This window comes from Methylophaga sp. UBA3603 (assembly GCF_002375335.1).
Classification (GTDB): Bacteria; Pseudomonadota; Gammaproteobacteria; order Nitrosococcales; family Methylophagaceae; genus Methylophaga.
The window spans coordinates 122680-146736 of record NZ_DFMC01000008.1 but is presented as its reverse complement, the minus strand read 5'-3'; the positions used below and the strand labels follow the sequence as shown (position 1 = coordinate 146736).

Genomic DNA, 24057 nt, shown 5'->3' with positions numbered 1-24057 from the left:
GGTGTTTTCTCTTAGGCTTTTTTAAGTTCGCGCCAGTCAAATCCGGCATCTTGTTCAGCGATGCCAATCCAGTCTGGTGTGCAGTTCAGTGCATCAGCAAATAAAGGACTCACCAAGGTCGGAGAATTATTTTTTTCGCTGATATGCATAGCAACAATGTGTTGCAAGCGTGTGGTGTCAATTTTCGCAAGTAATTCGGCAGATTGCACGTTATTTAAATGACCAAAACGTCCACCGACCCGCTGTTTTAAATATTCCGGGTATTCCCCCTGATCCAGCATTGCCATATCATGATTCGCTTCCAGCATCAGCCCATCACACAACGTCAAAGCTGACTCGATCACCGGTGTGATAAAACCAACATCGGTTAACAAGCCTAAGCGGAAATCACCGTTGTGGAACACAAACTGACTGGGTTCACGCGCATCGTGTGGCACCGGAAACGGTGAGACTTCAATATCATTAACATTGAATCGCTCATGACAGCTAAACTCGTGAATATGCGGCATCACATCAACAGGTAAACCTGCTGCCGTGCCGGGTGTAGCATAAACCGGAATATTGAATTTCTGTGATAGCACTCGCACGCCACCGATATGATCGGCATGCTCGTGCGTCACCAGAATAGCGGTGAGGTCCGAAGACGTCAGACCAACACGCCGCAAACGTTTTTCAGTTTCACGAGCAGAAAAACCACAATCCACCAGAATTGTGGTTTTTCCCTGTGAAATCAGTGTTGCATTGCCCCGGCTACCGCTGCCAAGTGATGCAAAGCGCATTATTGAGTCAATTGTTCCTGAATCAGACCCAGTAAACGTTTCGCTGTTTCTGAAGAAGTACGAACCTGTTCAGAATCCAGTACGGTTATACGGGTATCTGACGCATCTGAAATAAGTTTGATGTAGTAGTACTCTTCAGGCGCCACCTCATCGTCATCTTTCCAGAAAGCCATACGACCAAAGAAGCCAGGCTCTTCTCTCTCAGCTTCGTTAAATGGATCCAGGTAGCGCACGTAATATGTACCACGTGAACGGTCACGATCTTCAACAGCAAAACCACGGCTATCCAATACCCGACCGACACGATCCCAAACGGTAGTGAATTCCTGCTCCACCAATAAAGCCTGTTGACCTTCGGCTTCATCCAGCAAAATGACACGCGCTTCAGTTTGTTGTGCTGCTGAGCTTGGCAAAGAGGCCTCAGCACGTGCTTTATCCTGTTGGTATAAGCCACCTAGATATTCAGCCAACTGACGCAGCATCGCTTCATCTTTCTGATTGTTGCGATTGGTATCATCTACACCATTCACATAAACTCGAGCCGAACGATTTACATCTCCGCGCTCCATACGAACACGATAGGCATAGCCATCAACGTCCGGCTGAGTATCCATCAGACCAATACGCTGATCTTTACGGTGAATATTCATATTGATATCCGCCCAGAAAGCTTCAATACGTTGCCAGGTTTCTTCACGGTCTCCCGGAACGACCAGATGCCGATCATCCCCCTCGCCCGATAAAGCAGGTTTGGATTCTGGAGTGATGTTATAACGCGCTGCTAATGGATTGGTGCTGGCTTCTTCATATTCGGAATACGTTGCTGAGCTTTGCTGATTGCCAGCGATTTGATCGTTGATTCGTGATGTGCTCAAGTCAGGTGGAATGTCCAACGGTGGCATTGTTTCTGCTTTACGATACTTTTGGGTATTATCAGGAGCAACCTCATCCAGTGATGGCATTAACCCACAACCTGAAACGCTTACTGCGACCAGCACTCCACAGGCTTTCAACTTAAAACGATTTGTGTTCATTTAATTACATTCACTCACTTAGGGATTCAGAACACCGGCAGTGACCAGCGCCTCACGAACCGGTTGATGAAATTGTTCAGACAAAACTGTCATTGGTAAACGTATCCCTTCCGGTATCAGACCCATTTCATGGAGAGCCCATTTAACCGGAATAGGATTGGATTCAGAAAATAACCGCTGATGCAGTAAAGATAATTTATCGTTTATTTCACGGGCATTATCAGCATCACCCTTCAAAGCAGATTCACACATCTGGCTCATTAAGGCAGGTGCCACATTCGCAGTCACTGAAATGACCCCACGACCACCCGCCAGAATAAAATCAACGGTATTGGCATCTTCGCCGGTATAAAGTTCGAAATTATCGTCACACAGTTCCTTAATTAACGACACTCTTCGTACATCTCCGGTCGCTTCTTTAATACCGATAATATTGCCGATTTTGGCCAGACGACCAACGGTTTCCGGTAATAAGTCACACGCTGTGCGGCTGGGAACGTTATAGAGGATTTGCGGAATATCCACCGCTTCAGCAATCGCTTTAAAATGCAGATACAAACCTTCCTGAGTCGGTCGGTTGTAATAAGGTGTGACCAACAGAACGGCCGCAACACCTAATTGTTTAGCGTAATGGGACAGTTCAATGGCTTCTTCGGTAGAGTTGGCACCGGTACCGGCAATGACGGGAATGCGACCCGCAGCCTGCTCCACCACCTGACGAATTACATCTGTATGCTCATCAATGCTTAATGTAGCGGACTCACCAGTAGTACCGACAGCCACAATCGCACTGGTGCCATTTTGAATATGAAAATCAACGAGCTTGCGCAGGCTTTCACCGTCTAACGAGCCATCCGCCCGCATGGGTGTTACCAGAGCTACCATACTGCCGCTGAACATATTCATCAGACTCCGCGAAAATAAACTGGCATGGTACTTTGCCAGCCAGTAGATGACAAGACCGGACTGCTTTGGGTAAGGTACTGCCAGCAAAATAATCACTAATGGAGAACGTTTAATGACTACAGTTAATTTACAGCAAACCGTACCGGATTTTGAATTGCCTTCCACTGGCGATAAAACCATCCGGCTTTCCGACCTACATGGCAAGAATGTGCTTATCTATTTTTACCCCAAAGACAACACCCCAGGATGCACATTGGAAGGTCAGAATTTCCGTGATCATATTGAGACGTTTAATGCTCACAACACACTGATATTCGGGATCTCCAGAGACAGCGTGCGTGCTCATGAAAACTTCAAAGAAAAACAGCAATTTCCTTTTGACTTACTCTCAGATGCTGATGAAACAGTTTGTAACTTGTTTGGCGTGATGCAGCTGAAGAAAAATTATGGACGTGAATACATGGGCATTGTTCGCAGTACATTCCTTATCGATACCGAAGGAAAGCTGATCAATGAATGGCGAAATGTCAAAGTCAAACAACATATTGATGAAGTATTGGACGTCGTCAAAAACCTATAACATCCAACAAGAATCATAGATAATAGACTTGTAAAACAGGTATTTACATTACTCTTTTTAAGTGCACTAATAAAACCCGCTGCGCCTCCCCTACCGCACCAACCCAGTGCGGTATTTTTTTCTCTTTAACGATTAACCACTTGTTTTTAATCGACTTCACAGACTGGTTTAGAAATTGCCTACCCCTTTTGGAGTATTCCTAACTAAGGTATCAATTACTATGTCTTTAAAAAGTCAGTCGATGAATTTAAGTGTTGCTGAACGACGCTGGCTCCCCTGGTTTGGTCAAACGGGAAAGTTTGCCATGAGATGGAGCTGTTATCTCAATCGTGATACCTATGCCGAAGTTGAACATACATTCGAAGGAATTGCGGCAACTCGTGTCAAACTACTACAGCAATGGACTCATTCCCAATGGAATCAGCTCAAGCTACTCGCAGAGCAATTACCCGGTTCTCTCGGTGATATGGATAGCTCTCTGCTTGAACAACGGCTGAACTCTGCTAAACATTTTTCCGAGATATTTATTATTGAAAAGAGCGGTCGGGTGATCCAATCGACTTATTCAGCACATATCGGCCAGCATGATCTGAATAACAACGCCGTTGAACAAGGTCTGAAACAGCCCTTTTTGCATGGTCCCTATACCGATCTGTTAACGCTCGAGATTGGACCATCAAGTTCAAAGTTTCATGATGAAGTAACTTTGATGTTTTATCTGCCGTTAGTAAACGGCGATCAGGTTGTTGGTGCGTTATGTGGCCGTGTACCCAATGACGTAGTAAGTGATTTAATTCAACGCGAAGCAGGTCATGTTTATCCAGAGTCTGGGGACAACTATATTTTTATGGTGGAATCACGTTTTGACCCGATGATTCAGCAAGGCGTTGCTCTGTCCCGATCACGGTTTGAAGATAACACTTTCTCGCATGGTGAAAATCTTAAGTCCGGCATAAACACCCATTGGGGAGTGGTTAAAGTTAATCGGCATACCGAGTTCGAAATTCGGTTTACCGATCCGGCGACTGGCCAATTACATCCGGGGGTACGCGAAACTATTCGCAATGGCGAAAACCTGTTTGTCACTTATCCTGGTTATTCAGATTACCGGCATATTCCCGTCATTGGTAAAGGTGTGACTTTTCAATTAACAGGCTCTCCTGATCGTTGGGGAATGATGTGTGAGGGCGACCTGGAAGAGGTTTACCGTCGCCGTTCAGTGAATGTCAGCTTATTGAAAAGCTTTGTCTCAGGCATGATAGCCTTGGTGGGGGTCAACAGTGCTTTACACTATTTCACCACGCTACCTCAATTTGCTATCGACACGGTATCCGTTTGCATGATGATTATCATTGCATTACTGATCCGTAAATTCAGTACTAAACGACTTGCAGATCGAATGAATGAAATGACACGAGTTATCCAGGAGATTGCTGAGGGTGAGGGAAATCTCCGGCAACGCTTGAATAATGAAAAAATGATGGCCGATGAAACAGGCGACATGGGTCGCTGGATTAACAGTTTTATCGATAATCTGGATGGCATCGTCGGACAGGTGATTTTTTCCAGTCATGACGTACACCAAACCAATAAATCCATGTTAGATACCAACCGTGAGGCCTATCAGGTATCAGCAGAAGTGACCGACGCGATAACTAAAATGCTCGATCTGTTGAAAGAGCAAATAGAGGATATCGGCCAGGCTAATCAAACCGCCGAGACCATGAAACTTGAAATGGACCGAGTCGTGGAAGACGCTCGGGTTCAATTTGAAAGTGCCCGCAAAGGCACTCAAGAGATACGCAACGTCGTTGAAAATACGGCTAATTCAGTCAGATCACTGAATGACCGAACCTCTGAAATCGGCAAGATAATCAATGTTATCACTGAAATTACTAATCAAACCAATATGCTGGCATTAAATGCTGCTATTGAAGCGGCCCGGGCCGGCGAGCATGGCCGAGGTTTTTCAGTCGTGGCCGATGAAGTTCGCAATTTGGCCTCACGCACAGCGAATTCTGCCGACGAAATTCAACGCATGATAGAAGGCATGCAACAGGAAACTCAGGAAGCCATGCGCTTTATGGAAACTGGAGTAGAAAACGTCGACAGAAGTTTGAAAATGACTGAACAAGCTTCAAGCGATAATGGTGAGTTGCATATTCTGGTCGAGCAGATGTTCTCCACCATCAAACAATTGGCAAACAACAGCCATATACACGGCGATACTGCCCGACAAGTAGGGGTATCTGCTGAACAATTAAAGTCAGCGGTCAGTGCTTTGCAATCTCGTTCGACAATGGTTCGTAATACAGCCCAAACATTATCCCAATTAGTGGGTGTATTTCAGGTCAGTCCACGTTGAACTGGCTCAGGCTGGTTTCAGATCAAAGGCAATGCAAATCCGTTCCTCATCCGAGTTGAAGGGAATCGTACGATGAAATACCGATGAGGGAAACATCACAATATCCCCAACCTCAGGTGCGATGGTTTTGCTGGGAAAGTTGTCATGTTGTTTGGGATAATCATCCCCATGAGTGCTGAGCTCAATGCTACCTTCATCAGGATGCGTTTTTTGCTTGGGCACTGCCAGGTACAATGCTCCGCTTACCCAACCTTCCTCATGAATATGGGAGGTTAAATGCCCGCCGGTTTTCATTTTGACGTACCAGGAGCTGGCAAACACGGTTTGCTTAGGGAACCCTTTGGCGAAAATACCGCTTTCACCTTTTAGATTTTCGCGATAATCATCTATGGCACGCGCTACCAATTTGGCGATTTGCTGAAAGCTGGCCTCTGAGCGTTTAAACAAATTTCCTGCAGACTGCACACCATGATGCAGACGGCCCTGACTTTTTTCTTCAATATCGGCCTGTTCGATATCCGCCAGTAGTTGTTTTAGCAGTTCGCTATCGCCTTTTAATTCCGGCACTTGCACATGACAAACCAGATCCAACGGATTTTTACAGAAATTATAGTCATTCACCGTGCCAAAGTTTTCGGCGTAATGTCCTGCGAGTGTCGCCAGAAATGGCGAGCTATGGCGGGCTTTTTTCAGTTGATCCAAGCCCTGTTTGAATTCATCAAATCGCTCAGTTTTATACAGACAATATAAAGAACGTTCTTGCCAATCCGCGTACTGCGATTGTTGAAAATAGCGTAAAGCCAGCGGCAAATCGCCACTGTCATAGAAATAGACTGCCAGACTGTAATTTGCCAAAGGTAAACTGGGATCCAGCTCCAATGCGCGTTTGTAGGCAGCAACTGATTCATCATAACGTCCCTGATCGCGCAAAACTTCACCGATATTACTATGCACTTCAGCATAGTCTGGTTTTAATTCCAGCGCCTGATTATAGACAGCAATGGCATCAGCCAGTTTTCCCTGATTTTTAAGTGCTGTACCAAGATTAAAATACAGTTGGGCATCCTGTGAAATTGTTAACGCACGCTGATATATCGCTACCGATTCTTCCAACCGCCCCTGTTCCTGCAGACAAACGCCAAGATTGGCAATGGCTTCCAGGAAATTCGGCTGTTGTTCAATGGCTTTTTGATAATACTGACCCGCCTCTTCAAAGCGGTTTTGGGATTGCAATGCATAGCCCAGGTTATAAAGGGCATCTGTCAATTCGGGTTTCAATCTCAGTACTTTTTTATAGCTGTTAATCGCTTCATCAATACGATTCAAGTTGGTCAATAAAATGCCCATGTTGAAGTAAATCTCGGGTACATTAGGGTCAATTTCAGTAGCTTTACGAAACACACTAACCGCATCTTTAAATTTATTTTGCGCTGCCAAGGCATTGCCATAAAGATTTAATACCGGAAAAGAACGCGGATAAGATTTAAGCAGTTTTTTTGCTGCCGATTCAGCAAAACCTGCCTGCCCGGTGTTAAGGGCTTGAATAATAGGTTGTAAATCGGCCTGTCCCGGCGTTGGGCTTGGCATTGGGTGTTTCATAACTGAGATTCCAATAAAGCAGGAGATATTTCCTGCAATTTACAGGACTAATTCCTATCAGCGCAAGATATCTTCCCAGAATTTTTATCAAGATAGATTTAAAGCTGATCAACGAACCATAATTCCGCTGTTCAGGTCTGCTTAACAGTCACAATAAGGAGTCATTACATTCATGGATACGATTACGCAGGCGTTACTTGGCAGTGCAGTGGCTTACAGCGTTGCAGGACGCAAAGCGCCCAGAGCTTCTGTTTTGTATGGTGCTGCTTTCGGTATCTTGCCGGACCTTGATGTATTCATCCAATATGCTAATGACCTGGACACCATGACTTTCCACCGGAGCTGGACCCATTCATGGATTGTGCACAGTTTGCTTGCACCGTTAGTAGCCTGGCTAATGAGTAAACTGGATCAGGGAGTGGATTTTCGACGATGGCTGGCGTTGATCTGGTTGGTGTGGATTACCCATAGTGGACTGGATGCAATGACCGTTTATGGAACGCAGCTTTTCTGGCCCTTTATGCCTCCACCTGCGTCGATTGGCAGTATATTTATTATCGATCCGCTCTATAGTCTGCCACTCGCTGCAGGCTTCCTGGCAATACTTCTGGCCGCCGGAAAACGGCTGAGCCATGCTGTCATGATCGGTAGTCTTATCTTCAGCACGGCTTATCTTGGCTGGAGCTATGCAGCCCAATACTGGATAACACAGCAAACCGAACAGGCATTACAAAAACAACAGATTGACTATCAGCATATTAAAATCACTCCGGCACCGTTAAATACCCTGTTATGGCGGATAGTGGTGATTGATGAAGAGGTTTATTACGAAGGTTTTCGTTCGATTTTTGACGGCGACACAGCATTTTCATTTACCCAATTCGAGCGCGGCATGGAGCTGAAAAAACTTCTGCCCGATCAAACCTATATCAAAAGAATAAACTGGTTTACTCAGGACAACTTCAAGCTTGAGCAACAGGACAATATGATTGTTGCGACAGATTTACGTATGGGCATGGAACCCAATTATTTCTTTCGTTTTAAACTAGCAGAGATACGTGATGGCAATGTTATTTCAGTAGGACCACAACAATTGGGTATGCAGAGAAATGCAAAAGAAGGCTTAAATTGGGTGTGGCAACGTATATGGAACCCACAGCTAAGTCCACTGCATTAGCAGTGACTCGGAAAACAATTGAGATTCCAGCTTACCCTAGGTTTTTTTCATCTTCAGCCAGACTGGATGGCAGTGGAATTCTGATGGTGACCCGCAAACCGTTGGTGTTGCCATTTTCGATATTAAGCTCACCTTTAAAACGTCTGACAATGGCATCAACAATTGCCAGCCCCAGACCGCTTCCATCACTATGGTGACCATGGACAAAGCGTCGGGTTAGCTCAGTGAGCAATTTTTCCGACACGCCAGGGCCCTCATCTTCTACCGTCCAGCATAATTGCTGTTTATCCAAATTAACTGACAGGGTAACTACACTATTCTCTGGTGCATGACGGATGGCGTTTTCCAGCAAATTACGTAAAGCAGCCGATAATAAGATTGCCGAAGCATGGATCTTTTCATCCACACCATCATTACAACGCAATGTCACTTGGTGTTGTCTTGCCAGATGTTGAACATCACTCAATGCCATATTATTAATTTCAGCTACTGGTAAATGGGTACTTTCAGCTAATTGCCCATCGCCTTCTACTCTGGCGAGTAATAAAAGCTGATCCAGCGTTCGTTGTAACCTGTCCGTCGCCTTTTCTGCCTGCACCAGGGCATGCATGGCCTTGCCTCCCTGCGTCAGTCTCGCGACCTGCAGCTGGGTTTTAATTCCAGCTAATGGCGTACGTAATTCATGCGCCACATCACCGGTAAACCGGCGTTCCCGTAACAAAGACTGCTGCATGCGTTGCAACAGTCGATTGATCTCATCCACCAGCGGGCGTACTTCGGCCGGGCGTTGCTCCCAGACTAACGAGGTAAGATCTTCGGTATTACGTCTGGCCATATTCTGAGTCAAGCTATGCAATGGTTTAAATCCATGCAAAATACCAAACCAGACTACGGCCAAAGTGCCTGCCAGACTGAGGAAAAACGGTAGTCCAGCGGCGATCACCACCGACCGCATCAACGTATCTCTGGTTTCCAATCGTTCAGCGGTGGTAATGGTCAATCCCCCCTGAGATAGATTAAACACACGCCACGGCTCTCCATCCTGCAATCGATTTTGGTAGCCTTGCTGCGTAGTGGTCAGTACGTTTTCAGGAGCATCATGGGATACCGCGATAATATCTCCCGCGACATTGGCTACCTTGCAGGCAAGTGTCGCAGGTAAATCAAGATTTTCAGCCGGATCAAATAAAGCATTGCGTTGACCGCCATTTACCAGCGGATCCAAATCATATTGAGACATTAAAGACATCAGCATTTTGGCGGAAGCGGCAAGACGGTTATCCAGAGTATTCTGCATTTCCTTTTGCACACTCATCAGCAACCACGGAGCCAATAGCAGCCACATCAACAGCACTGCAATACCAATCCGCCATAGTAACTGCCAGCGTAAATAGTCCTTGGCTTTAGCGGGGCTCATTGAGCGCTCCCAATCGATATCCCATGCCCCGAACCGTTTCAATCCAGTCATCACCCAGTTTACGACGTAAATTATGGATATGTACGGCTACAGCATTACTTTCAATGCCTTCGGCCCAGCCATAAAGACGATCCTGCAACTGTGCAGCGGTAACCACTCGGCCGGGTTGCTGCAAAAGGGTTTCCAATACGGTAATTTCACGACGGGATAAATTCAGCGGTTTATTGTTTAGCAAGACTTGTAAAGTGAAGGGATCAAATTGCAGACTACCGTGCTGAATCGTCTGGGTGGCACGTCCTGCCGCTCTGCGACTTAAAGAATGCAGGCGAGCGGCAAGTTCTGTTAAATCAAATGGCTTACTCATATAGTCATCCGCACCGGCCTGTAAACCACTGACGCGATCAGGTACTGCATCTCTGGCAGTTAATATTAATACCGGTAAGTTATTTCCACGCTCCCGCCAGCGATTGAGTAAATGCATGCCATCTTCGTCTGGCAAGCCCAGATCGAGAATAACGGCATCAAAACTGGCGGTGGCCATGGCCGTTTCAGCTCCTCCGGCATTCATTACCCACTCGGCCTGAATGCCTAATGCCGTCAGACCGGCCTGTATGCCCTCACCCATTAAAGCATCATCTTCCACAATCAATACATACATCGGTCAATACCCGAAATAAAAACGTTATGTTCGTTTAACTGAATTAAGACAACGTTAACATTGCCTTAATTTTGTCGCTGCACTCTACGCATCAAGAATTGGTTGCGTAACGTCGCTGCAACCAAACCTCCCAACATTTACTAATAACATGAGAAGCTATTTATGTGGCTGGTGCGTTATGCTCTAACCCGACCTTATTCTGTGGCCGCTTTAAGCCTGCTGATATTTGCAGCAGGTTTAATCAGCTTTCTGAAATTGCCCGTCGACGTGCTTCCCAGCGTCAATATACCTTCTATAAAAGTGGTATGGACCTATAACGGTCTTAACACCAATGAAATGGCATCGAAAATCACCACTTTCAGTGAAGTGGCGATTATGAACAATGTCGATAACCTTAAGGAAATTCGTTCACAAACCCTGAATGGCACCTCAGTCATTCATATCGACTTTCATCCCGAAGTTGATATTGCCAATGCCATGGCGCAGGTCACCGGTGTATCGCAAACCATCCGTCGGCGAATGCCGGAAGGTACTTCACCGCCATTGGTTGCCGAATACAATCAATCCAGTACGCCGATTATTCAGCTGGTCATGTCTTCAGATACGTTGACCGATGGCCAACTGGCTGATTTTGCACGGTTACAGTTGCGTGGCATGGTTCAATCCATTAATGGTATTCGCATGACGCTGCCGTATGGCGGTGCTACCCGGCAGATCATGGTGGATCTGGATCCTGAGGCATTATTTGCTCAAGGGTTAACAGCCAATGATGTAACTCAAGCGATTAATGAACAGAACCTGACACTGCCTTCAGGCAGCATTCGTGAAGCGCAGAATGAACTGCAAATCACTGTTAATGCCAGTCCACAAGCAGTGGCTGATTTTGAGGATCTGCCGATTCGCTCCCGAGATGGCGAACTGATATTGCTACGTGACGTCGCTGATGTTCGGGATGGCACCGCGTTGCAGACTAATATCGCCCGCGTCAACGGACAAAATGCGGTCATGGTGTCATTGATTAAGCTGGGCGGTGCTTCGACTGTAGACATTATTAATGAACTAACCGAACGACTCCCTTCAATTCAGGCTGCGGCACCTGAGGGCATTACCATATCGCCAATTTTTGATCAGTCGGTGTTTGTGAACACGGCATTACATCATATTGAAATGGAAATTCTTATCGTCGGCTCACTGGTCGCATTAATGGTACTGCTGTTTTTGGGATCATCACGGGCCACATTGATTGTCTTGACCTCTATTCCATTATCATTGCTGACAGCAGTTTTTGTATTAAATTTAACCGGCAGCACCTTGAATTTAATGAGCTTGGGTGGACTGGCACTGGCCATTGGCATTCTGGTTGATAACGCATTAGTGGAAATTGAAAATATCAAACGTCATTTGGCCGATGGCATGGAGCCAAGTCGGGCCATATTGACCAGCGCCAGTGAAGTTGCCTTCCCTGAACTTGTTTCCACACTTTCCACCTGTATCGTTTTTTCACCGATATTTTTATTAACCGGTGTGGCAGGTTATATCTTTCAGCCAATGGCGATTGTGGTCATTGCCTGTCTTGTTGCCTCTTATTTATTATCTCGCACTGTGGTTCCTGCGCTGGCCAGACTTTTACTCTCCAATGAGAAAGCCGTAAATAAACACTCCAAAAATCCATTGGTCCATTTACATCTGGCATTGGAACAACGGCTGCATAATGGTCAGCAGCATTTACAAAATACGATTGGTAAATTGCAGCGTCACATTGTGATTGCACCATTGATTGGTGTTGTTATCGTCACAGCGGCGGGATTTGCACTTCAGGATCTCGGCAGGGATTTCTTTCCAAAAACTGATGCGGGTCTGATGAGGCTTTATATAAGGGCCGAACCTGGCACTCGCATTGAACAAACGGCCGATAAGTTTGCACAGATTCAGCAGGAAATACGCAAAATCATCCCCGAACAAGAGCTTGATTTTGTATTTGATAACATTGGCATGCCCGACTCCATTAATCGTGCCTGGATAGACAGTTTTGCTATCGGATCCTACGATGGAGAATTACAAATTCAGTTAGCTAAAGGTCATCAACCCACCAGTCAATATGAATCGGCGATTCGGCAGATGCTGAAAGAAAAATTTCCGGAAGTTACATTATTTGCTCAAGCGGCAGATACCACCAATCAGACATTATCCGGCAGTACACCGACAGCACTTGATGTGCGGTTTACCGGCCGAAATCTGCAAGCCAGCATTGCCAAGGCCGAAACCCTCATTGAAAAGATGCAAAACGTCGAAGGCGCTGTCGATATTGGTTTTCAGCAAGTATTTGCGTTGCCTGAATACTATGTGCACCTGGATCGCAAACGTGCAGCTGAACTCGGTGTGACCACACAAGACACCATGAACAGTCTGTTAGGTGCTTTAGGCTCTGCCGGTACCGTCTCCCCCAGCTTCTGGTCCGATCCGGTGTTTGGTTTTTCCTATGAAGTGCAAACCCGTATGCCATTACACAAATTACGCACCACCGATGATCTTATGAACTTGCAGATTCAGACTTATGATCCCCAGGTGACTGTGCCACTGGCAAGTATTGCTTCTATTACCCCACGAAATGTCGCTGGAAGCATTGGTCGCACCATGCTGAAACCCACCGTCAATGTGTTAATCAATACCGAAAACACAGATTTAGGCTCGGTTTATAAAGCCACGCAGCAGATTGTGAATGAATTAAAACAAGACGTCGTTCCCGGTAATGATATTGAAATCATGGGACAGGCAGCAGCCATGGATGAAGCTTACCGTGACCTGCTGTTCGGCTTTTTACTGGCGGTATTTTTCATCTACATCATCATGCTGTTTAACTTCGCCTCCTGGATCATGCCTCTAGTTGCCTTATCCGGCGCGCCCATTGCCATATCTGGCGCGATCATCGGCTTAATGCTTACTGGAACGACTATCAGCGTACCGGCGTTAATGGGTTTTATCATGGTGATTGGCGTATCAACTGCCAATAGCGTTCTGGTCACGACCTTTGCCCGAGATCAATGGGTGGCAGGTAAATCAGCATTTGAAGCAGCTCGCGAAGCAGCTTCGACGCGGCTAAGACCCGTATTAATGACCGCTCTCACCATGATTATTGGTTTACTGCCGATGGCATTGGCGCTTGGCGAAGGGGGTGAACAAAATGCACCACTGGCCCGGACGGTTATCGGTGGTTTGATGCTGGGTACATTTGCCTCACTTTTTTTAGTGCCTTGGACTTTCAGCATGATCATGCAATTTATTAAACGTCCGCAGCCCATCAAGCTGCCGACAATTTGAGGACCTCACCATGTCAAATATAACCAAGACAATCATAGTTGCTGCGGTCATCGCTGTTCCGGTGTGGTTTTTAATTCAACCTGCCAGCGAAGCCAATATCGAACAATCCTCTGCTAACACCCCTGAAACTCTCTCGGTGCGGGTGGCTCAACCAAAACACATAACTGATTATCAGCCATTGGTATTCAATGCACGCGTCGAGGCCATTGAACAGTCGGATATTTTTGCCCGAGCTGATGGTTATGTCGAAAGTCGTTACGTGGATATTGGTGATGAAGTTAAACAAGGTGACCTGTTAGCCAAACTGTCTTCCCCCGAACTGGAGCAGGAAATTCTACAGGCCAAGGCTGAAATAAAGCGCCAGAAAGCCATGCTGGATCTGACTGAAAAAGTGGCCAGACGCTACATTAATTTACGTGATTCCGGCGCCGTGAATGCTACCGAAGTAGATGAAAAAGAAGCAGAGCTCGCTGTTGCCAAAGCCACATTAGCCACTTATGAAGCAAGACTGGAGCAGTTGGAAAATGAATTTGCCTATACCGAGATTGTGGCACCATTTGATGGCATCGTTACCCGTCGCCAGGCTGAGCGTGGTAATCGAATTACACGCAGTGATGATATGCCGTTGTTCCGTATAAGCCGCAGCGATAAATTACGGGTTATTGTGGATATTCCCCAGACCCAGCTATTCAATATTGATAAGCAACAGTCTGCACAATTAACGCTGCCTGATATGGCGAATCAGCAAATTGAAGTCCCATTTTCTCGTATTTCAGGTGAAGTGAATCGTGAAACCGGAACAATGCGGTTGGAATATCTACTGGAAAATACCGGCCTGACAATTCCGGCCGGGGTCAGTGGAGAACTGACGATTCAGGCAATCGAAAAAGTGGATACAGTGCGTATCCCGGTTAATGCGTTAAAGACTATTAAAGGTAAACCTTCGGTAATGCTGGTCAATGCGGATAACCAGGTTGAAATCATAACCGTTCGGGTAGGTCGGCTGGATAAAAGTGAGGTTGAGATTCTATCGGGGCTGATAGCTGAAGATCGTGTCATCCTCAATCCTAACGCAAGATTGGATGAAGGTGAAAAGGTCAACGTTTCAGACTAAAAGCAATCAGGCCCACTTTTAAAGTGGGCCTGCAGGACTTATGGGTTAAATTCGACCGGTCAGTAATAAAACCAACAATATAATCACCAACACCCCAATCAAACCAGTCGGACCATACCCCCAGTTTCGACTATGTGGCCATGAAGGAATTACGCCGACTAATAACAGAACCAGGATAATTAATAAGATAGTACTTGTAGTCATGATCATTCCCTCTCATTGAAAACAACACGATATAAACAAAAAATGATTTTATCTGTGCGTTGGCGTACGCAATCTCATTCAGTAAGATTATGGTCGCTCATTGCATAATTCTTTTATAGGTTTGTTTATCAATCTGATAGCAACTGCAGGCGGAGGCTTCCAACCCCTCAACATCCAATATGCTGATATTGCCCCGGTGATAGTTAATTAACTGTCGCTGATGCAGGGCGGTAGCCGCCCGGGTAATACCCACTCGCCGAACACCCAACATATAGGCCAAAAATTCCTGGGTAATTCGAAATTCATTGGATTCAGCCCTGTCCCGGGTCATTAATAACCAACGGGCAAGTCGTGCTTCAACTAGGTGAAAACGGGTGCAACCGGCAGTCTGGGACAATTGCACCAGGGTGACATACAGATATTTTTTTAACATCGCTTCCAGTATCGGGCTTTGTTTTATCTGCTGCTGCAGATTTGCCACAGGAATACGTAAAGCCTGTCCTGCTCCCTGAACTAGAGCATGTAATGGTGCAGCTGTAACACCCAAAACAAGAGTATTACCCAGCATGCCTTCGTTACCTATCAGCCCTACTTCAAGATTGGATTGTGCATCTATAGGAACCGTTAATGAAATAAAACAATGAGTGGGAAACCATGCATATTGCAGAGGATCCCCGGGTTCTGTCAGGGTTTCATTGAATATCATCTCGACTGGCTCACATTGATTGAGCAGCCGCTGTTTTTCCAATACAGGTAAATCAGCAATCAGATGATTGATTTGTTGGCTATCAGAATTTAGCAATGTGAAGCTCCATTTATTACTGATAAAACGCCACTGACAAATTGGTGTCATGCGACGTTGTACTCTACGCTTATCAGTGGAGCTTAGTATGTGTGTTTGGTTGCGTCTGTCTGCCAGACCACACAAAAATAGTCTGAGTCAGAGAGTGGCGTGCTCACTCATCAGCCTGTCAGTTTCAATTTTGACCACTCGATAACATTCGCAAACACGTTTTTCCAAACCCTCACGATCTAAAACCGTAATTTTCCCACGGACATACCGGATCAACCCATCGCGTTGTAAACGTCCTGCCGCCTCGGTAACACCTTCACGGCGCACGCCCAGCATATTGGCAATAAGCTCCTGAGTCATGGTCAGTTCATTGGATGGCAAACGATCGAGGCTTAATAATAACCAGCGACATAATTGCTGGTCGACGGTATGGTGCCGGTTACAGACGGCCGTTTGTGCCATCTGGGTCATTAACGCCTGGGTATAACGTAGCAACAAGCGTTGTAATGTTTCGGCTCGGAAAAACTCGGTTTTCAATCGTTGCCCGGTTAATCGATAAGCATACCCTGCACTTTGCACCACAGCCCAGCTGGAGGTAGTTTCGCCTCCCATAAACAATGAAATACCCACTATCCCCTCTTTGCCTACGACAGCAATCTCGGCTGAAGCACCACTTTCCATCACATGTAATAACGAGACTATAGCCGTGGTTGGAAAATACACATGCTTTATCTGTTTGTCAGGCGAATAAAGAACATCGCCCAACGGCATTTCAACTAGCTCCAAATCTGGAAAGACGCGCGCACGCTCTTCTTCAGGCAGCGCTGCCAGAAGTTTATTATGACAGGGGTCTTGATCTAAACTCATACACTCACAATTTATATTCAACAATCTATCTGTTCATTTAGTCTTAATCTTCACATTGGAAGTGTCAGTCGTTCAAAACAAATTTGATTCAACTTTTTATTAACTCACAATCAGCATTGGATTGTTTGTACGGTATCGCACATAACACCCAAAAAAAACAATTTTTCAATTTCGCCTCGTTTGTACGAAAACGTACATACGGAGCCCGGTTTAACCTCTATGCTGAAAAGAATTTCATAGGGGGACCAGCTATCATGAACACCAAATCAACCCTTAGCGACTTTTGCTTATTACTAAAAACATTTCTCGCTGGTGATTCAGCAAAGCTGTTTGATGACAAATTGCGAAATGGTTGATAAACCTTATGCGCACGCTACGTACTCGCATAACCGACCATGGATCAATATGGCAATTGCTACCTAGAAATCAGGATGACAAGCTTGATTACGAAAAACTGAAACAACTGTGTGATGACTTTCCACTGGGCATAATTCTCTGTGATGAATCGGATCGCTGCGTATATTCGAACCGAGCTTACGTAAATATTATCGGTTATGCCACGGATGAAATCCTTGATAAGGACTGGCACAACTGGCTCTATATTGAAGATGTTGCCTCTCTCAACGCGAAATGGGAAAAAGCTTTATTGAATCGAACTTCTCTGCAAGAAGATGTGCGACTAATAAGGTGCGACGGCACCATGATCTGGGTCCGTCTCCATGCTGTCATGCTGGAAACCGGTCAATATCCTTTTGCCAGTTTACTGATGGTGGAAGACATTTCGGCACGCAAAACCACGGAAGGAATTGTGCAACAAATGGAAAATGCCTTATTTGAGGAAAAAGAACGTGCGCAAGTCACCTTGGATTCGATTGGCGATGCAGTGCTGGCAACCGATTTATCCGGCAATATTACTTACCTCAATCTTGAGGCTGAACACTTAACCGGTTGGGACCGGCTACAAGCCATTGGTAAACCACTCTTAACCGTATTTAATATTATTGATGGCGAATCACGGGAAACGGCACCTAATCCAGCAAATAAGGCTATGTTAGAAAATAGAACAGTTGAACTGGCAATTGGCTGTATTTTAATTGCCAGGGATGGTTCTGAGGTTGAAATTGAAGACTCGGCAGCGCCTATCCATAATCGTGCTCAGCAAGTCTCCGGTGCAGTGATTGTGTTTCACAATGTCGCCAAATCAAATCTGGTAATGGAAAAAACCAACCGTCTGGCGTGGTATGACTACCTGACTGGCTTACCCAATCAGGCCTTGTTTAATGAACGTTTATCGCAATCGCTTGGCATAGCGGATAGACATGATAAGCGTGTTGCATTGCTCTTTCTGGATATGGACGATTTCAAAAAAGCTAATGATACCTTCGGGCATTTAACTGGTGACTTATTACTCAAATCAGTCGCCGAACGGGTAACACAGTGTATCCGTACCACCGACACAGTTTGTCGACGTAGCGGCGATGAGTTCCTCGTATTACTGAGCGAAATAGAACATCCTGAAGATGCCATCCTTGTGGCCAGACAGATACTTTCAGCAATTGCAGCACCTCAAAAAATTAACGATAACGACATAACTTTAGCGGCAAGCATTGGTATCAGTGTCTACCCGAATGATGGTGTGGATGCCACGACACTAATGACATGCGCTGACAGTGCTATGTATATCGCCAAGCAAAACGGGCCAAATCAATTTTATTATTCTGGCTCTCCCTACCCTGGAAAAGTTGAGTCTTTATGTCGTTAGACATCTACTTTAATGATCAAACCAGCTTCAAACGACGTTTCCGGAAAATCTTATGAAATCCATTACTAAACCCTTACTTTTCTGCACATTGTTTATTGTCCCTCTCGTGGGGATACTGACAATTAGTGGTTGTGCTTCTACATCCACCCAGTCAGGTACTGGCGAATACATTGATGACAGTGTGATTACCACTAAAGTCAAAGCAGCTATTCTCAATGAAGAAACACTGAAAGTTGCCGAGATCAACGTGGAGACCTTCAAAGGCGTTGTGCAATTAAGCGGCTTTGTTAATTCACAGGAAGACATTGAACGCGCTGTTGTCGTGGCACGAAGTGTCGCTGGAGTGAAATCAGTAGAAAATGCTATGCGGGTGAAATAAACCGCTTCATTAATGAAAGCGTTTTAAATAAAAAAGCCCTGTCATCGCTGACAGGGCTTTTTTTAGTCGCATGGTTCTGGTGAATTAATCTTTACCAACCTGACTACCAATAACACCGCCTACTGCGGCTCCACCAACAGTACCAACGGCACTGCCACCGGTTAAAATAGCTCCGCCTACGGCACCGATACCGGCGCCTGCCGCTGTGCTTTTATCGCGGCTCGACATATTGCTGCATGCTGATGTTGCAAGGACGACAGTTGCCAGAATCGCGATAAGTGAGCTTTGACGAATAATGTTCATAATAGTTATCTCTAGGTTCGGCCAAAACATATCTGGCGCGATATTTGGATGATACTCGCCTTATTTTTAGGTCATCGCTTTTGTTTCACTGAACTGTGATGAGAGTAGTTAAAAAGCGTTTATTTAACTGACCGTTAATACCTCTCCCCACTTTGTTGTGTAGCCCGGACTTTTATGCTCCTGCTTCATTTTCCACGGACGTTTAAAGCCCTGATTGGCCAGTTGCAAGGTGTCCCGGCCCATCGTGTTATTAATGACATCCATCACCGTCATTAACTGTCCGGATTTAGCATCCTGATTCGGCGCAAACAAGTCCTGCTGCTGCCCACTTTTCGGCTGCAGTTCGGTGAGCATAATGCCGGCTTTGGCATAGTTAAATCCGGGTTGATACATCTTTTTCAATGCACTCAGCGCATGTTTGACCAATACACGCGTGTCATCAGAAGCCATCGGCAACGCTACCATCAGACTATTGCCGTAAAAAGCCTCCCCACTGCGATAAGGACTGCAACGGATATAAACCTGTAGCATCCGCGCCACCGAGTACTGCCGTCGCAGTTTTACAGCCGCACGACTGGTATACAGACTGATAGATTCGGCCAGACTGTTTATATCCGTCACCGGAATACCAAAACTTCTCGAACTTAATATCTGCTTTTTGTCACTGATGGCATATTCCAGCTCCAGACAGCTGATACCGTTGAGTTCACGTACAGTTTTTTCCATCACCACACTGTATTGGCGCCGCAGGGTTTCAGCATTGGCCTGTTTTAAATCCAAAACGCTGTGAATGCCCTGGGTTTTCAACTTCACTGCCAGTTTACGGCCAACACCCCACACTTCACCGACATCCAACTCCGCCAGCAAACGGTTAAGCTGGCTTGGATTCAGCTGATTAAAATCACAAACCCCATCAAATTCAGCCCGCTTTTTGGCACAGTGATTGGCCAGCTTGGCCAGCGTTTTACTGGCACCTATACCGACACTGACCGGCAATCCAGTCCATTGTGCTATCCGATGACGAATCTGCTGGCCATATTGCAGTAAATCAAGATGCTGGAAACCAGTCAGATCCAGAAAACACTCATCAATTGAATACACTTCCTGATCGGGCGAAAACTGATTAAGAATGCGCATCACCCGATTACTCATATCGGCATACAACGCATAGTTGGATGATAAAGCGATGATCTGCTGCTCATTCGCTATTTGCTGAAACTTGAACCACGGTGCCCCCATCGGGATATGCAGTTTGGCCTCGTTGCTTCTCGCCACTGCACAGCCATCATTATTGCTGAGCACCACCACCGGTTTACCGGCCAGTTTTGGGTTAAATACCCGCTCACAGGAAACGTAAAAGTTATTCACGTCGATCAGGGCAATACTGCGTGACATTATTTAAAACGCCGAAACGAGCCCGTCACTACACCCCATATTTCAAACTGCATACCATCTTTGATTTCAATCGGCTTATACTCGCCTGACTGATTGGACGGCAGTAATCGTGGGCCACCCTGTTTGGTTTTTGCCAGCAGTTTAATGGTAAATTCACCATCGACTACCGCCAGCACAATATCGCCGATACTGGCATTTTTAGAGCGATCCACCACCGCTTTATCGCCGGGCAATAAACCACTGTCGATCATTGAATAGCCCTGAATGGTGACAAAAAATGTCGCTTCTTCGTCATCAATCAGGAATTCATTGGGATCCAACCGTTTTTCGACATGTTCATCTGCCGGCGAGGGAAACCCCGCCGCCACTTTGGAACTGAATAATGGCCAGCTACGTTTAGCGGGTGCAATGATGGGACGTTCAAACTCCATTGGCTGATCTTGCAATGGCGCGGACTGCCTGCGTCGATAAGCCGCCAGAAAATCAGTGATTACAGGCTTTTGACTCTCAGGAATGCGCATCACGGTTGTCGGTTCTTTGATCACGGAGCCTTTTTTGCGTCCGGCACCGACGCGCCGACCACCATGTGTATTTGAGCGAGTTGTCATAAATCACTTGATTAATTGAAACAGTTAATCAAGTGTACGAAGCGTTTCCCTATCAGGCAAGGAAAAATTCACTATCCCGTGATAAAAAAATTAACCACCGAACAACAACACGCTCCAGATAACGGCAATCAATACAAGAATAAAAATCGACGCACCGATTTTGTTTTCTTCAAACATTTTTTGTGTCTGATTACCAAACAGACACACCAAAAGACCCAGACCAAAATAACGCAGACCACGAGAAATGGTGGTTGCCAGCATATACAGTAAAAATGAATAGCCCGTCACACCCGCTGCCAACATGGCAATTTGAAATGGAATCGGCGTAACTCCGACGCTCAATACATACCAAAAACCATGTAAATGAATTTGCTGACGAATAGTTTCAAACTGCTCGGGCGTCGACAGCAGAGCAATCAGTTGATCGCCGATCAGACCAAATACAAAATAGCCAATCACATAGCCCAATGCCGCACCAAAAATACAGCCCAGTAATGCCATAGCGCTAATGGCCCAAAGCAACTTCCGACGAGCCTGCATCAAAGGAATCAAAATGGTTTCCAGCGGGATGGGGACGATCAGTGACTCCATAAATGAAGCGAAAGCGACACCCCACAACATATGTTTTGAGTGCACTAAACGAGAGCCCAACTGCTTGAATCTATTCAAACTGATTTATTTCCTTATTTAAGGTCAGTATGCTCAACGCAAGAACACACAAAACAAGTAATATCCAGATAACAAGCCGCTATCCTCATTGAAATCACTGCAGCTGTAAATAACCTGGGTTGATAAAGCAGTGAGGATTGTTGTCATGGCTACCTGAAAAATTCCGGCAGGAGATACAAATGAATTACCGCTTTCTTTTACTGATAACCACGCTGCTATGGATGCCCGCAATATACAGTGAGGAGTTAGTTGATGCAGGCGCTGAAATACAGGTAACGAATGCACCGGATGATCAAGCTATTGAAAATCGGTTGAGCGACATTCTGAACGTTATCGAAAGCTATGAAGATGTTGAGGTCACAGTCGATTCCGGAGTGGTAATCCTCAGTGGTAGCGTCTCCAGCGCTCGCGCCGGACGTGATCTGGTGGCGCTAGCCAGTCGGGGCGAGGGCGTTATTTATGTGCAAAACCGGCTCAATGAGCTAATGGACATTTCCACCCGCGTACAACCCACGACACAAAAAATCGAAGCAATGCTTGCTTCATTGATCCGCAGTCTGCCCATTTTTCTGGTAGCAACCATCACCATCATTTTCTTTTGGCTGCTCGGTCGCTGGGTCGGTAACCGCAGTGCCTGGTTGAGTCGTATAGGGCTTTCCGAACTCGCCACCGATCTGGGTGGACGCATTATACGAATCCTGATTGTTGGCATCGGCTTTCTAATTGCGTTACAGATCCTCGATGCAACGGCGCTGGTGGGAGCACTGCTTGGTGTGGCAGGTGTATTTGGCCTCGCTGTAGGTTTTGCGTTTCGCAATATTGTCGAAAACTATCTGGCCGGTGTACTGCTCAGTGCACGGAATCCATTCAAAATCGGTGATTCTATTCAAATAGCTGAATTCACCGGTAATGTGGTTCGGCTGACTTCCCGAGATACCGTGCTGATGACAGCTGATGGCAACCATTTACGTATTCCCAACAGCACGATGATCACGTCGGTCATGATCAATTACACTCGCAATCCCTTACGTCGTTTTGAATTTACACTGGCTATCTCTGCCGAGATCGATCTGATCAAGGCTCGCCGCCTGGGCTTAGGGATTCTGCAAAATATGCAGGGACTGCTAGCTGAGCCGGGTCCACAAGTACTGATTGCTGATATACGTGAAAATATCGTCGATCTGCACTTTATGGCCTGGATTAATCAACATGAAAGTGATTTTGCCAAAGCCCGCAGTGAAGCTATTCGCCTGATAAAAATCGGGTTTGATGAAGCCGGCATTACATTTCATCAACCAGTACATCGACTGCAGCTGATAAATGATGAAACGAAGCTAAAAGAACCCACTAATGCATTACCAGAGGCAGAATCCACTTTACCAAACGTTTCGGCTGAAGCATCCACCGTGGATATTGCCACTGATCCTACAATGTCCAGACAAGTGGCTCATGAACTGAATACATCTGACGAGGAAAACCTGCTTAAATAACGAAGCACATCAAGCGGTTGAAATCAGCGGATATTCATGCTCTGCGTAAAAGTTCTGATAGACAATTTCTATCCGCAGTCGATCACCCGCCTCAATAAACTGTAATGGCTGGCTGACATCATCAATCCATTGCTGAGCCTGTTCCGCTTTAATAAAACTGCAGATATCCCCCACGGGCCACTGGAAATACACTTCGCGTTGCTTCTTTTCGGCCAACACTACTGGGTCCGTGGTATCGGGAAGCGGAATATACGAACTGAAAATTTCTAATCCGCCCTGCTGTTCGGGATCATTTGCATTATATTCCAGTGAAATATCCCAGCCGCGGACTAACCCATCATCGGCATCGCCACGCTCAAAACTGAATCCATACATCGCCAGAATATCATCGTCGATTTCCGGCAATTTCTGCAGAGCATCCTGCACAGCTTTAATCGCAGTTTTATCCTGCTCCGAAAGGTTTTCCAGGCTTAGTAGCCAATCGCCTAGATTGATAGCCGCCTGAATAATGGGGGGATGCGTTTTGTCGAGCAGAATCTGTGGCATATGTTTGGACTATCAATGATAAAAGCCGAAACATGATATCAAAGTGGGGAGAATAACCCCATTTACGTTCCCACGCAGATGCGTGGGAACGAGT

The 24057-nt window shown here is 45.9% G+C and carries 22 protein-coding genes; 8 read left to right on the top strand and 14 right to left on the bottom strand.

The annotated features are described in order from the left end of the window. Positions 1-11: 11 nt before the first annotated feature. From B4F66_RS06155 to dapA, 3 genes are read right to left on the bottom strand one after another with little or no spacing between them, the layout of a single operon-like run. Positions 12-779, bottom strand: a complete 768-nt coding sequence (locus B4F66_RS06155) for an MBL fold metallo-hydrolase (RefSeq protein WP_292357477.1) — start codon at positions 777-779, stop codon at positions 12-14. Further along, a complete protein-coding gene (locus B4F66_RS06150; RefSeq protein ID WP_292357479.1) occupies positions 779-1813 on the bottom strand; it encodes an outer membrane protein assembly factor BamC in 1035 nt (344 codons plus the stop codon). The genes B4F66_RS06155 and B4F66_RS06150 overlap by 1 nt, the downstream gene beginning before the upstream one ends. An 18-nt stretch (positions 1814-1831) precedes the next feature. Continuing rightward, positions 1832-2713 carry a 4-hydroxy-tetrahydrodipicolinate synthase gene (dapA, locus tag B4F66_RS06145; protein WP_292357721.1) on the bottom strand — a complete coding sequence of 294 codons (882 nt, stop codon included), beginning with the start codon at positions 2711-2713 and terminating at the stop codon, positions 1832-1834. Between the two features lie 118 nt (positions 2714-2831). Between dapA and bcp the strand changes: the two genes are divergently transcribed. Further along, a complete protein-coding gene (gene bcp, locus B4F66_RS06140; protein WP_292357481.1) occupies positions 2832-3299 on the top strand; it encodes a thioredoxin-dependent thiol peroxidase in 468 nt (155 codons plus the stop codon). 220 nt (positions 3300-3519) lie between these two features. Next, positions 3520-5664 carry a methyl-accepting chemotaxis protein gene (locus B4F66_RS06135; RefSeq protein WP_292357483.1) on the top strand — a complete coding sequence of 715 codons (2145 nt, stop codon included), beginning with the start codon at positions 3520-3522 and terminating at the stop codon, positions 5662-5664. Positions 5665-5670: 6 nt separating this feature from the next. Here the strand turns inward: B4F66_RS06135 and B4F66_RS06130 are convergent, their stop codons facing one another. Next, positions 5671-7263 carry a tetratricopeptide repeat protein gene (locus B4F66_RS06130; protein WP_292357485.1) on the bottom strand — a complete coding sequence of 531 codons (1593 nt, stop codon included), beginning with the start codon at positions 7261-7263 and terminating at the stop codon, positions 5671-5673. Between the two features lie 172 nt (positions 7264-7435). On the opposite strand from B4F66_RS06130, the gene B4F66_RS06125 reads away from it, so the two are divergent. Beyond that, on the top strand, positions 7436-8440 hold the full coding sequence (locus B4F66_RS06125; RefSeq protein WP_292357487.1) for a metal-dependent hydrolase: 1005 nt from the start codon (positions 7436-7438) through the stop codon (positions 8438-8440). A gap of 31 nt (positions 8441-8471) precedes the next feature. On the opposite strand, the gene B4F66_RS06120 is transcribed toward B4F66_RS06125, so the two are convergent. Then, positions 8472-9857 carry an ATP-binding protein gene (locus B4F66_RS06120; protein WP_292357489.1) on the bottom strand — a complete coding sequence of 462 codons (1386 nt, stop codon included), beginning with the start codon at positions 9855-9857 and terminating at the stop codon, positions 8472-8474. Then, a complete protein-coding gene (locus tag B4F66_RS06115) occupies positions 9844-10515 on the bottom strand; it encodes a response regulator (protein ID WP_292357491.1) in 672 nt (223 codons plus the stop codon). The genes B4F66_RS06120 and B4F66_RS06115 overlap by 14 nt, the downstream gene beginning before the upstream one ends. Before the next feature lie 162 nt (positions 10516-10677). On the opposite strand from B4F66_RS06115, the gene B4F66_RS06110 reads away from it, so the two are divergent. Further along, positions 10678-13833 (top strand): efflux RND transporter permease subunit, encoded by a 3156-nt coding sequence (locus B4F66_RS06110; RefSeq protein WP_292357493.1) that lies wholly within the window; start codon positions 10678-10680, stop codon positions 13831-13833. A gap of 10 nt (positions 13834-13843) precedes the next feature. Continuing rightward, positions 13844-14947, top strand: a complete 1104-nt coding sequence (locus B4F66_RS06105; RefSeq protein WP_292357495.1) for an efflux RND transporter periplasmic adaptor subunit — start codon at positions 13844-13846, stop codon at positions 14945-14947. Positions 14948-14992: 45 nt separating this feature from the next. Here B4F66_RS06105 and B4F66_RS06100 read toward each other — a convergent pair whose 3' ends face one another. From B4F66_RS06100 to B4F66_RS06090, 3 genes are all read right to left on the bottom strand, one after another. Continuing rightward, positions 14993-15151, bottom strand: a complete 159-nt coding sequence (locus B4F66_RS06100; protein ID WP_292357497.1) for a DUF3309 family protein — start codon at positions 15149-15151, stop codon at positions 14993-14995. Between the two features lie 97 nt (positions 15152-15248). Beyond that, on the bottom strand, positions 15249-15953 hold the full coding sequence (locus tag B4F66_RS06095) for a Crp/Fnr family transcriptional regulator (RefSeq protein WP_292357499.1): 705 nt from the start codon (positions 15951-15953) through the stop codon (positions 15249-15251). Between the two features lie 138 nt (positions 15954-16091). Then, complete coding sequence (locus tag B4F66_RS06090) at positions 16092-16811, bottom strand: Crp/Fnr family transcriptional regulator (RefSeq protein WP_292357501.1); 720 nt, start codon at positions 16809-16811, stop codon at positions 16092-16094. A gap of 364 nt (positions 16812-17175) precedes the next feature. On the opposite strand from B4F66_RS06090, the gene B4F66_RS06085 reads away from it, so the two are divergent. Both B4F66_RS06085 and B4F66_RS06080 read left to right on the top strand, forming a co-directional pair. Then, the gene (locus B4F66_RS06085; protein WP_292357503.1) at positions 17176-18573 is read left to right on the top strand and encodes a diguanylate cyclase domain-containing protein; all 1398 of its coding nucleotides are present in this window, start codon (positions 17176-17178) and stop codon (positions 18571-18573) included. Between the two features lie 52 nt (positions 18574-18625). Next, a complete protein-coding gene (locus B4F66_RS06080; protein ID WP_292357505.1) occupies positions 18626-18952 on the top strand; it encodes a BON domain-containing protein in 327 nt (108 codons plus the stop codon). A gap of 84 nt (positions 18953-19036) precedes the next feature. Here the strand turns inward: B4F66_RS06080 and B4F66_RS06075 are convergent, their stop codons facing one another. The 4 genes from B4F66_RS06075 to B4F66_RS06060 all read right to left on the bottom strand — a co-directional run bounded on the left by B4F66_RS06075 (position 19037) and on the right by B4F66_RS06060 (position 21927). Then, complete coding sequence (locus B4F66_RS06075) at positions 19037-19255, bottom strand: YMGG-like glycine zipper-containing protein (RefSeq protein ID WP_292357506.1); 219 nt, start codon at positions 19253-19255, stop codon at positions 19037-19039. A gap of 123 nt (positions 19256-19378) precedes the next feature. Further along, positions 19379-20650, bottom strand: coding sequence for a Y-family DNA polymerase (locus B4F66_RS06070; RefSeq protein ID WP_292357507.1), 1272 nt, complete (start codon positions 20648-20650; stop codon positions 19379-19381). Beyond that, complete coding sequence (locus B4F66_RS06065) at positions 20650-21258, bottom strand: LexA family protein (RefSeq protein WP_292357509.1); 609 nt, start codon at positions 21256-21258, stop codon at positions 20650-20652. The genes B4F66_RS06070 and B4F66_RS06065 overlap by 1 nt, the downstream gene beginning before the upstream one ends. A 90-nt stretch (positions 21259-21348) precedes the next feature. After that, positions 21349-21927 carry a YqaA family protein gene (locus B4F66_RS06060; RefSeq protein WP_292357511.1) on the bottom strand — a complete coding sequence of 193 codons (579 nt, stop codon included), beginning with the start codon at positions 21925-21927 and terminating at the stop codon, positions 21349-21351. Positions 21928-22106: 179 nt separating this feature from the next. On the opposite strand from B4F66_RS06060, the gene B4F66_RS06055 reads away from it, so the two are divergent. Further along, on the top strand, positions 22107-23417 hold the full coding sequence (locus B4F66_RS06055) for a mechanosensitive ion channel family protein (protein WP_292357513.1): 1311 nt from the start codon (positions 22107-22109) through the stop codon (positions 23415-23417). A 9-nt stretch (positions 23418-23426) separates the two neighbouring features. Here the strand turns inward: B4F66_RS06055 and B4F66_RS06050 are convergent, their stop codons facing one another. Continuing rightward, a complete protein-coding gene (locus tag B4F66_RS06050; protein ID WP_292357515.1) occupies positions 23427-23963 on the bottom strand; it encodes a hypothetical protein in 537 nt (178 codons plus the stop codon). Between the last annotated feature and the right edge of the window lie 94 nt (positions 23964-24057).

What these genes read in the sequence shown, in the direction of transcription:
- B4F66_RS06150 (WP_292357479.1), bottom strand. Translation starts at nt 1,813, where the DNA reads ATGAACACAAATCGTTTTAAGTTGAAAGCCTGTGGAGTGCTGGTCGCA.
- B4F66_RS06125 (WP_292357487.1), top strand. Translation starts at nt 7,436, where the DNA reads ATGGATACGATTACGCAGGCGTTACTTGGCAGTGCAGTGGCTTACAGC.
- B4F66_RS06130 (WP_292357485.1), bottom strand. Translation starts at nt 7,263, where the DNA reads ATGAAACACCCAATGCCAAGCCCAACGCCGGGACAGGCCGATTTACAA.
- B4F66_RS06105 (WP_292357495.1), top strand. Translation starts at nt 13,844, where the DNA reads ATGTCAAATATAACCAAGACAATCATAGTTGCTGCGGTCATCGCTGTT.
- B4F66_RS06100 (WP_292357497.1), bottom strand. Translation starts at nt 15,151, where the DNA reads ATGACTACAAGTACTATCTTATTAATTATCCTGGTTCTGTTATTAGTC.
- B4F66_RS06115 (WP_292357491.1), bottom strand. Translation starts at nt 10,515, where the DNA reads ATGTATGTATTGATTGTGGAAGATGATGCTTTAATGGGTGAGGGCATA.
- B4F66_RS06080 (WP_292357505.1), top strand. Translation starts at nt 18,626, where the DNA reads ATGAAATCCATTACTAAACCCTTACTTTTCTGCACATTGTTTATTGTC.
- B4F66_RS06120 (WP_292357489.1), bottom strand. Translation starts at nt 9,857, where the DNA reads ATGAGCCCCGCTAAAGCCAAGGACTATTTACGCTGGCAGTTACTATGG.
- B4F66_RS06135 (WP_292357483.1), top strand. Translation starts at nt 3,520, where the DNA reads ATGTCTTTAAAAAGTCAGTCGATGAATTTAAGTGTTGCTGAACGACGC.
- B4F66_RS06065 (WP_292357509.1), bottom strand. Translation starts at nt 21,258, where the DNA reads ATGACAACTCGCTCAAATACACATGGTGGTCGGCGCGTCGGTGCCGGA.
- B4F66_RS06070 (WP_292357507.1), bottom strand. Translation starts at nt 20,650, where the DNA reads ATGTCACGCAGTATTGCCCTGATCGACGTGAATAACTTTTACGTTTCC.
- B4F66_RS06110 (WP_292357493.1), top strand. Translation starts at nt 10,678, where the DNA reads ATGTGGCTGGTGCGTTATGCTCTAACCCGACCTTATTCTGTGGCCGCT.
- B4F66_RS06050 (WP_292357515.1), bottom strand. Translation starts at nt 23,963, where the DNA reads ATGCCACAGATTCTGCTCGACAAAACGCATCCCCCCATTATTCAGGCG.
- B4F66_RS06090 (WP_292357501.1), bottom strand. Translation starts at nt 16,811, where the DNA reads ATGAGTTTAGATCAAGACCCCTGTCATAATAAACTTCTGGCAGCGCTG.
- B4F66_RS06155 (WP_292357477.1), bottom strand. Translation starts at nt 779, where the DNA reads ATGCGCTTTGCATCACTTGGCAGCGGTAGCCGGGGCAATGCAACACTG.
- dapA (WP_292357721.1), bottom strand. Translation starts at nt 2,713, where the DNA reads ATGTTCAGCGGCAGTATGGTAGCTCTGGTAACACCCATGCGGGCGGAT.
- B4F66_RS06075 (WP_292357506.1), bottom strand. Translation starts at nt 19,255, where the DNA reads ATGAACATTATTCGTCAAAGCTCACTTATCGCGATTCTGGCAACTGTC.
- B4F66_RS06085 (WP_292357503.1), top strand. Translation starts at nt 17,176, where the DNA reads ATGCGCACGCTACGTACTCGCATAACCGACCATGGATCAATATGGCAA.
- bcp (WP_292357481.1), top strand. Translation starts at nt 2,832, where the DNA reads ATGACTACAGTTAATTTACAGCAAACCGTACCGGATTTTGAATTGCCT.
- B4F66_RS06055 (WP_292357513.1), top strand. Translation starts at nt 22,107, where the DNA reads ATGAATTACCGCTTTCTTTTACTGATAACCACGCTGCTATGGATGCCC.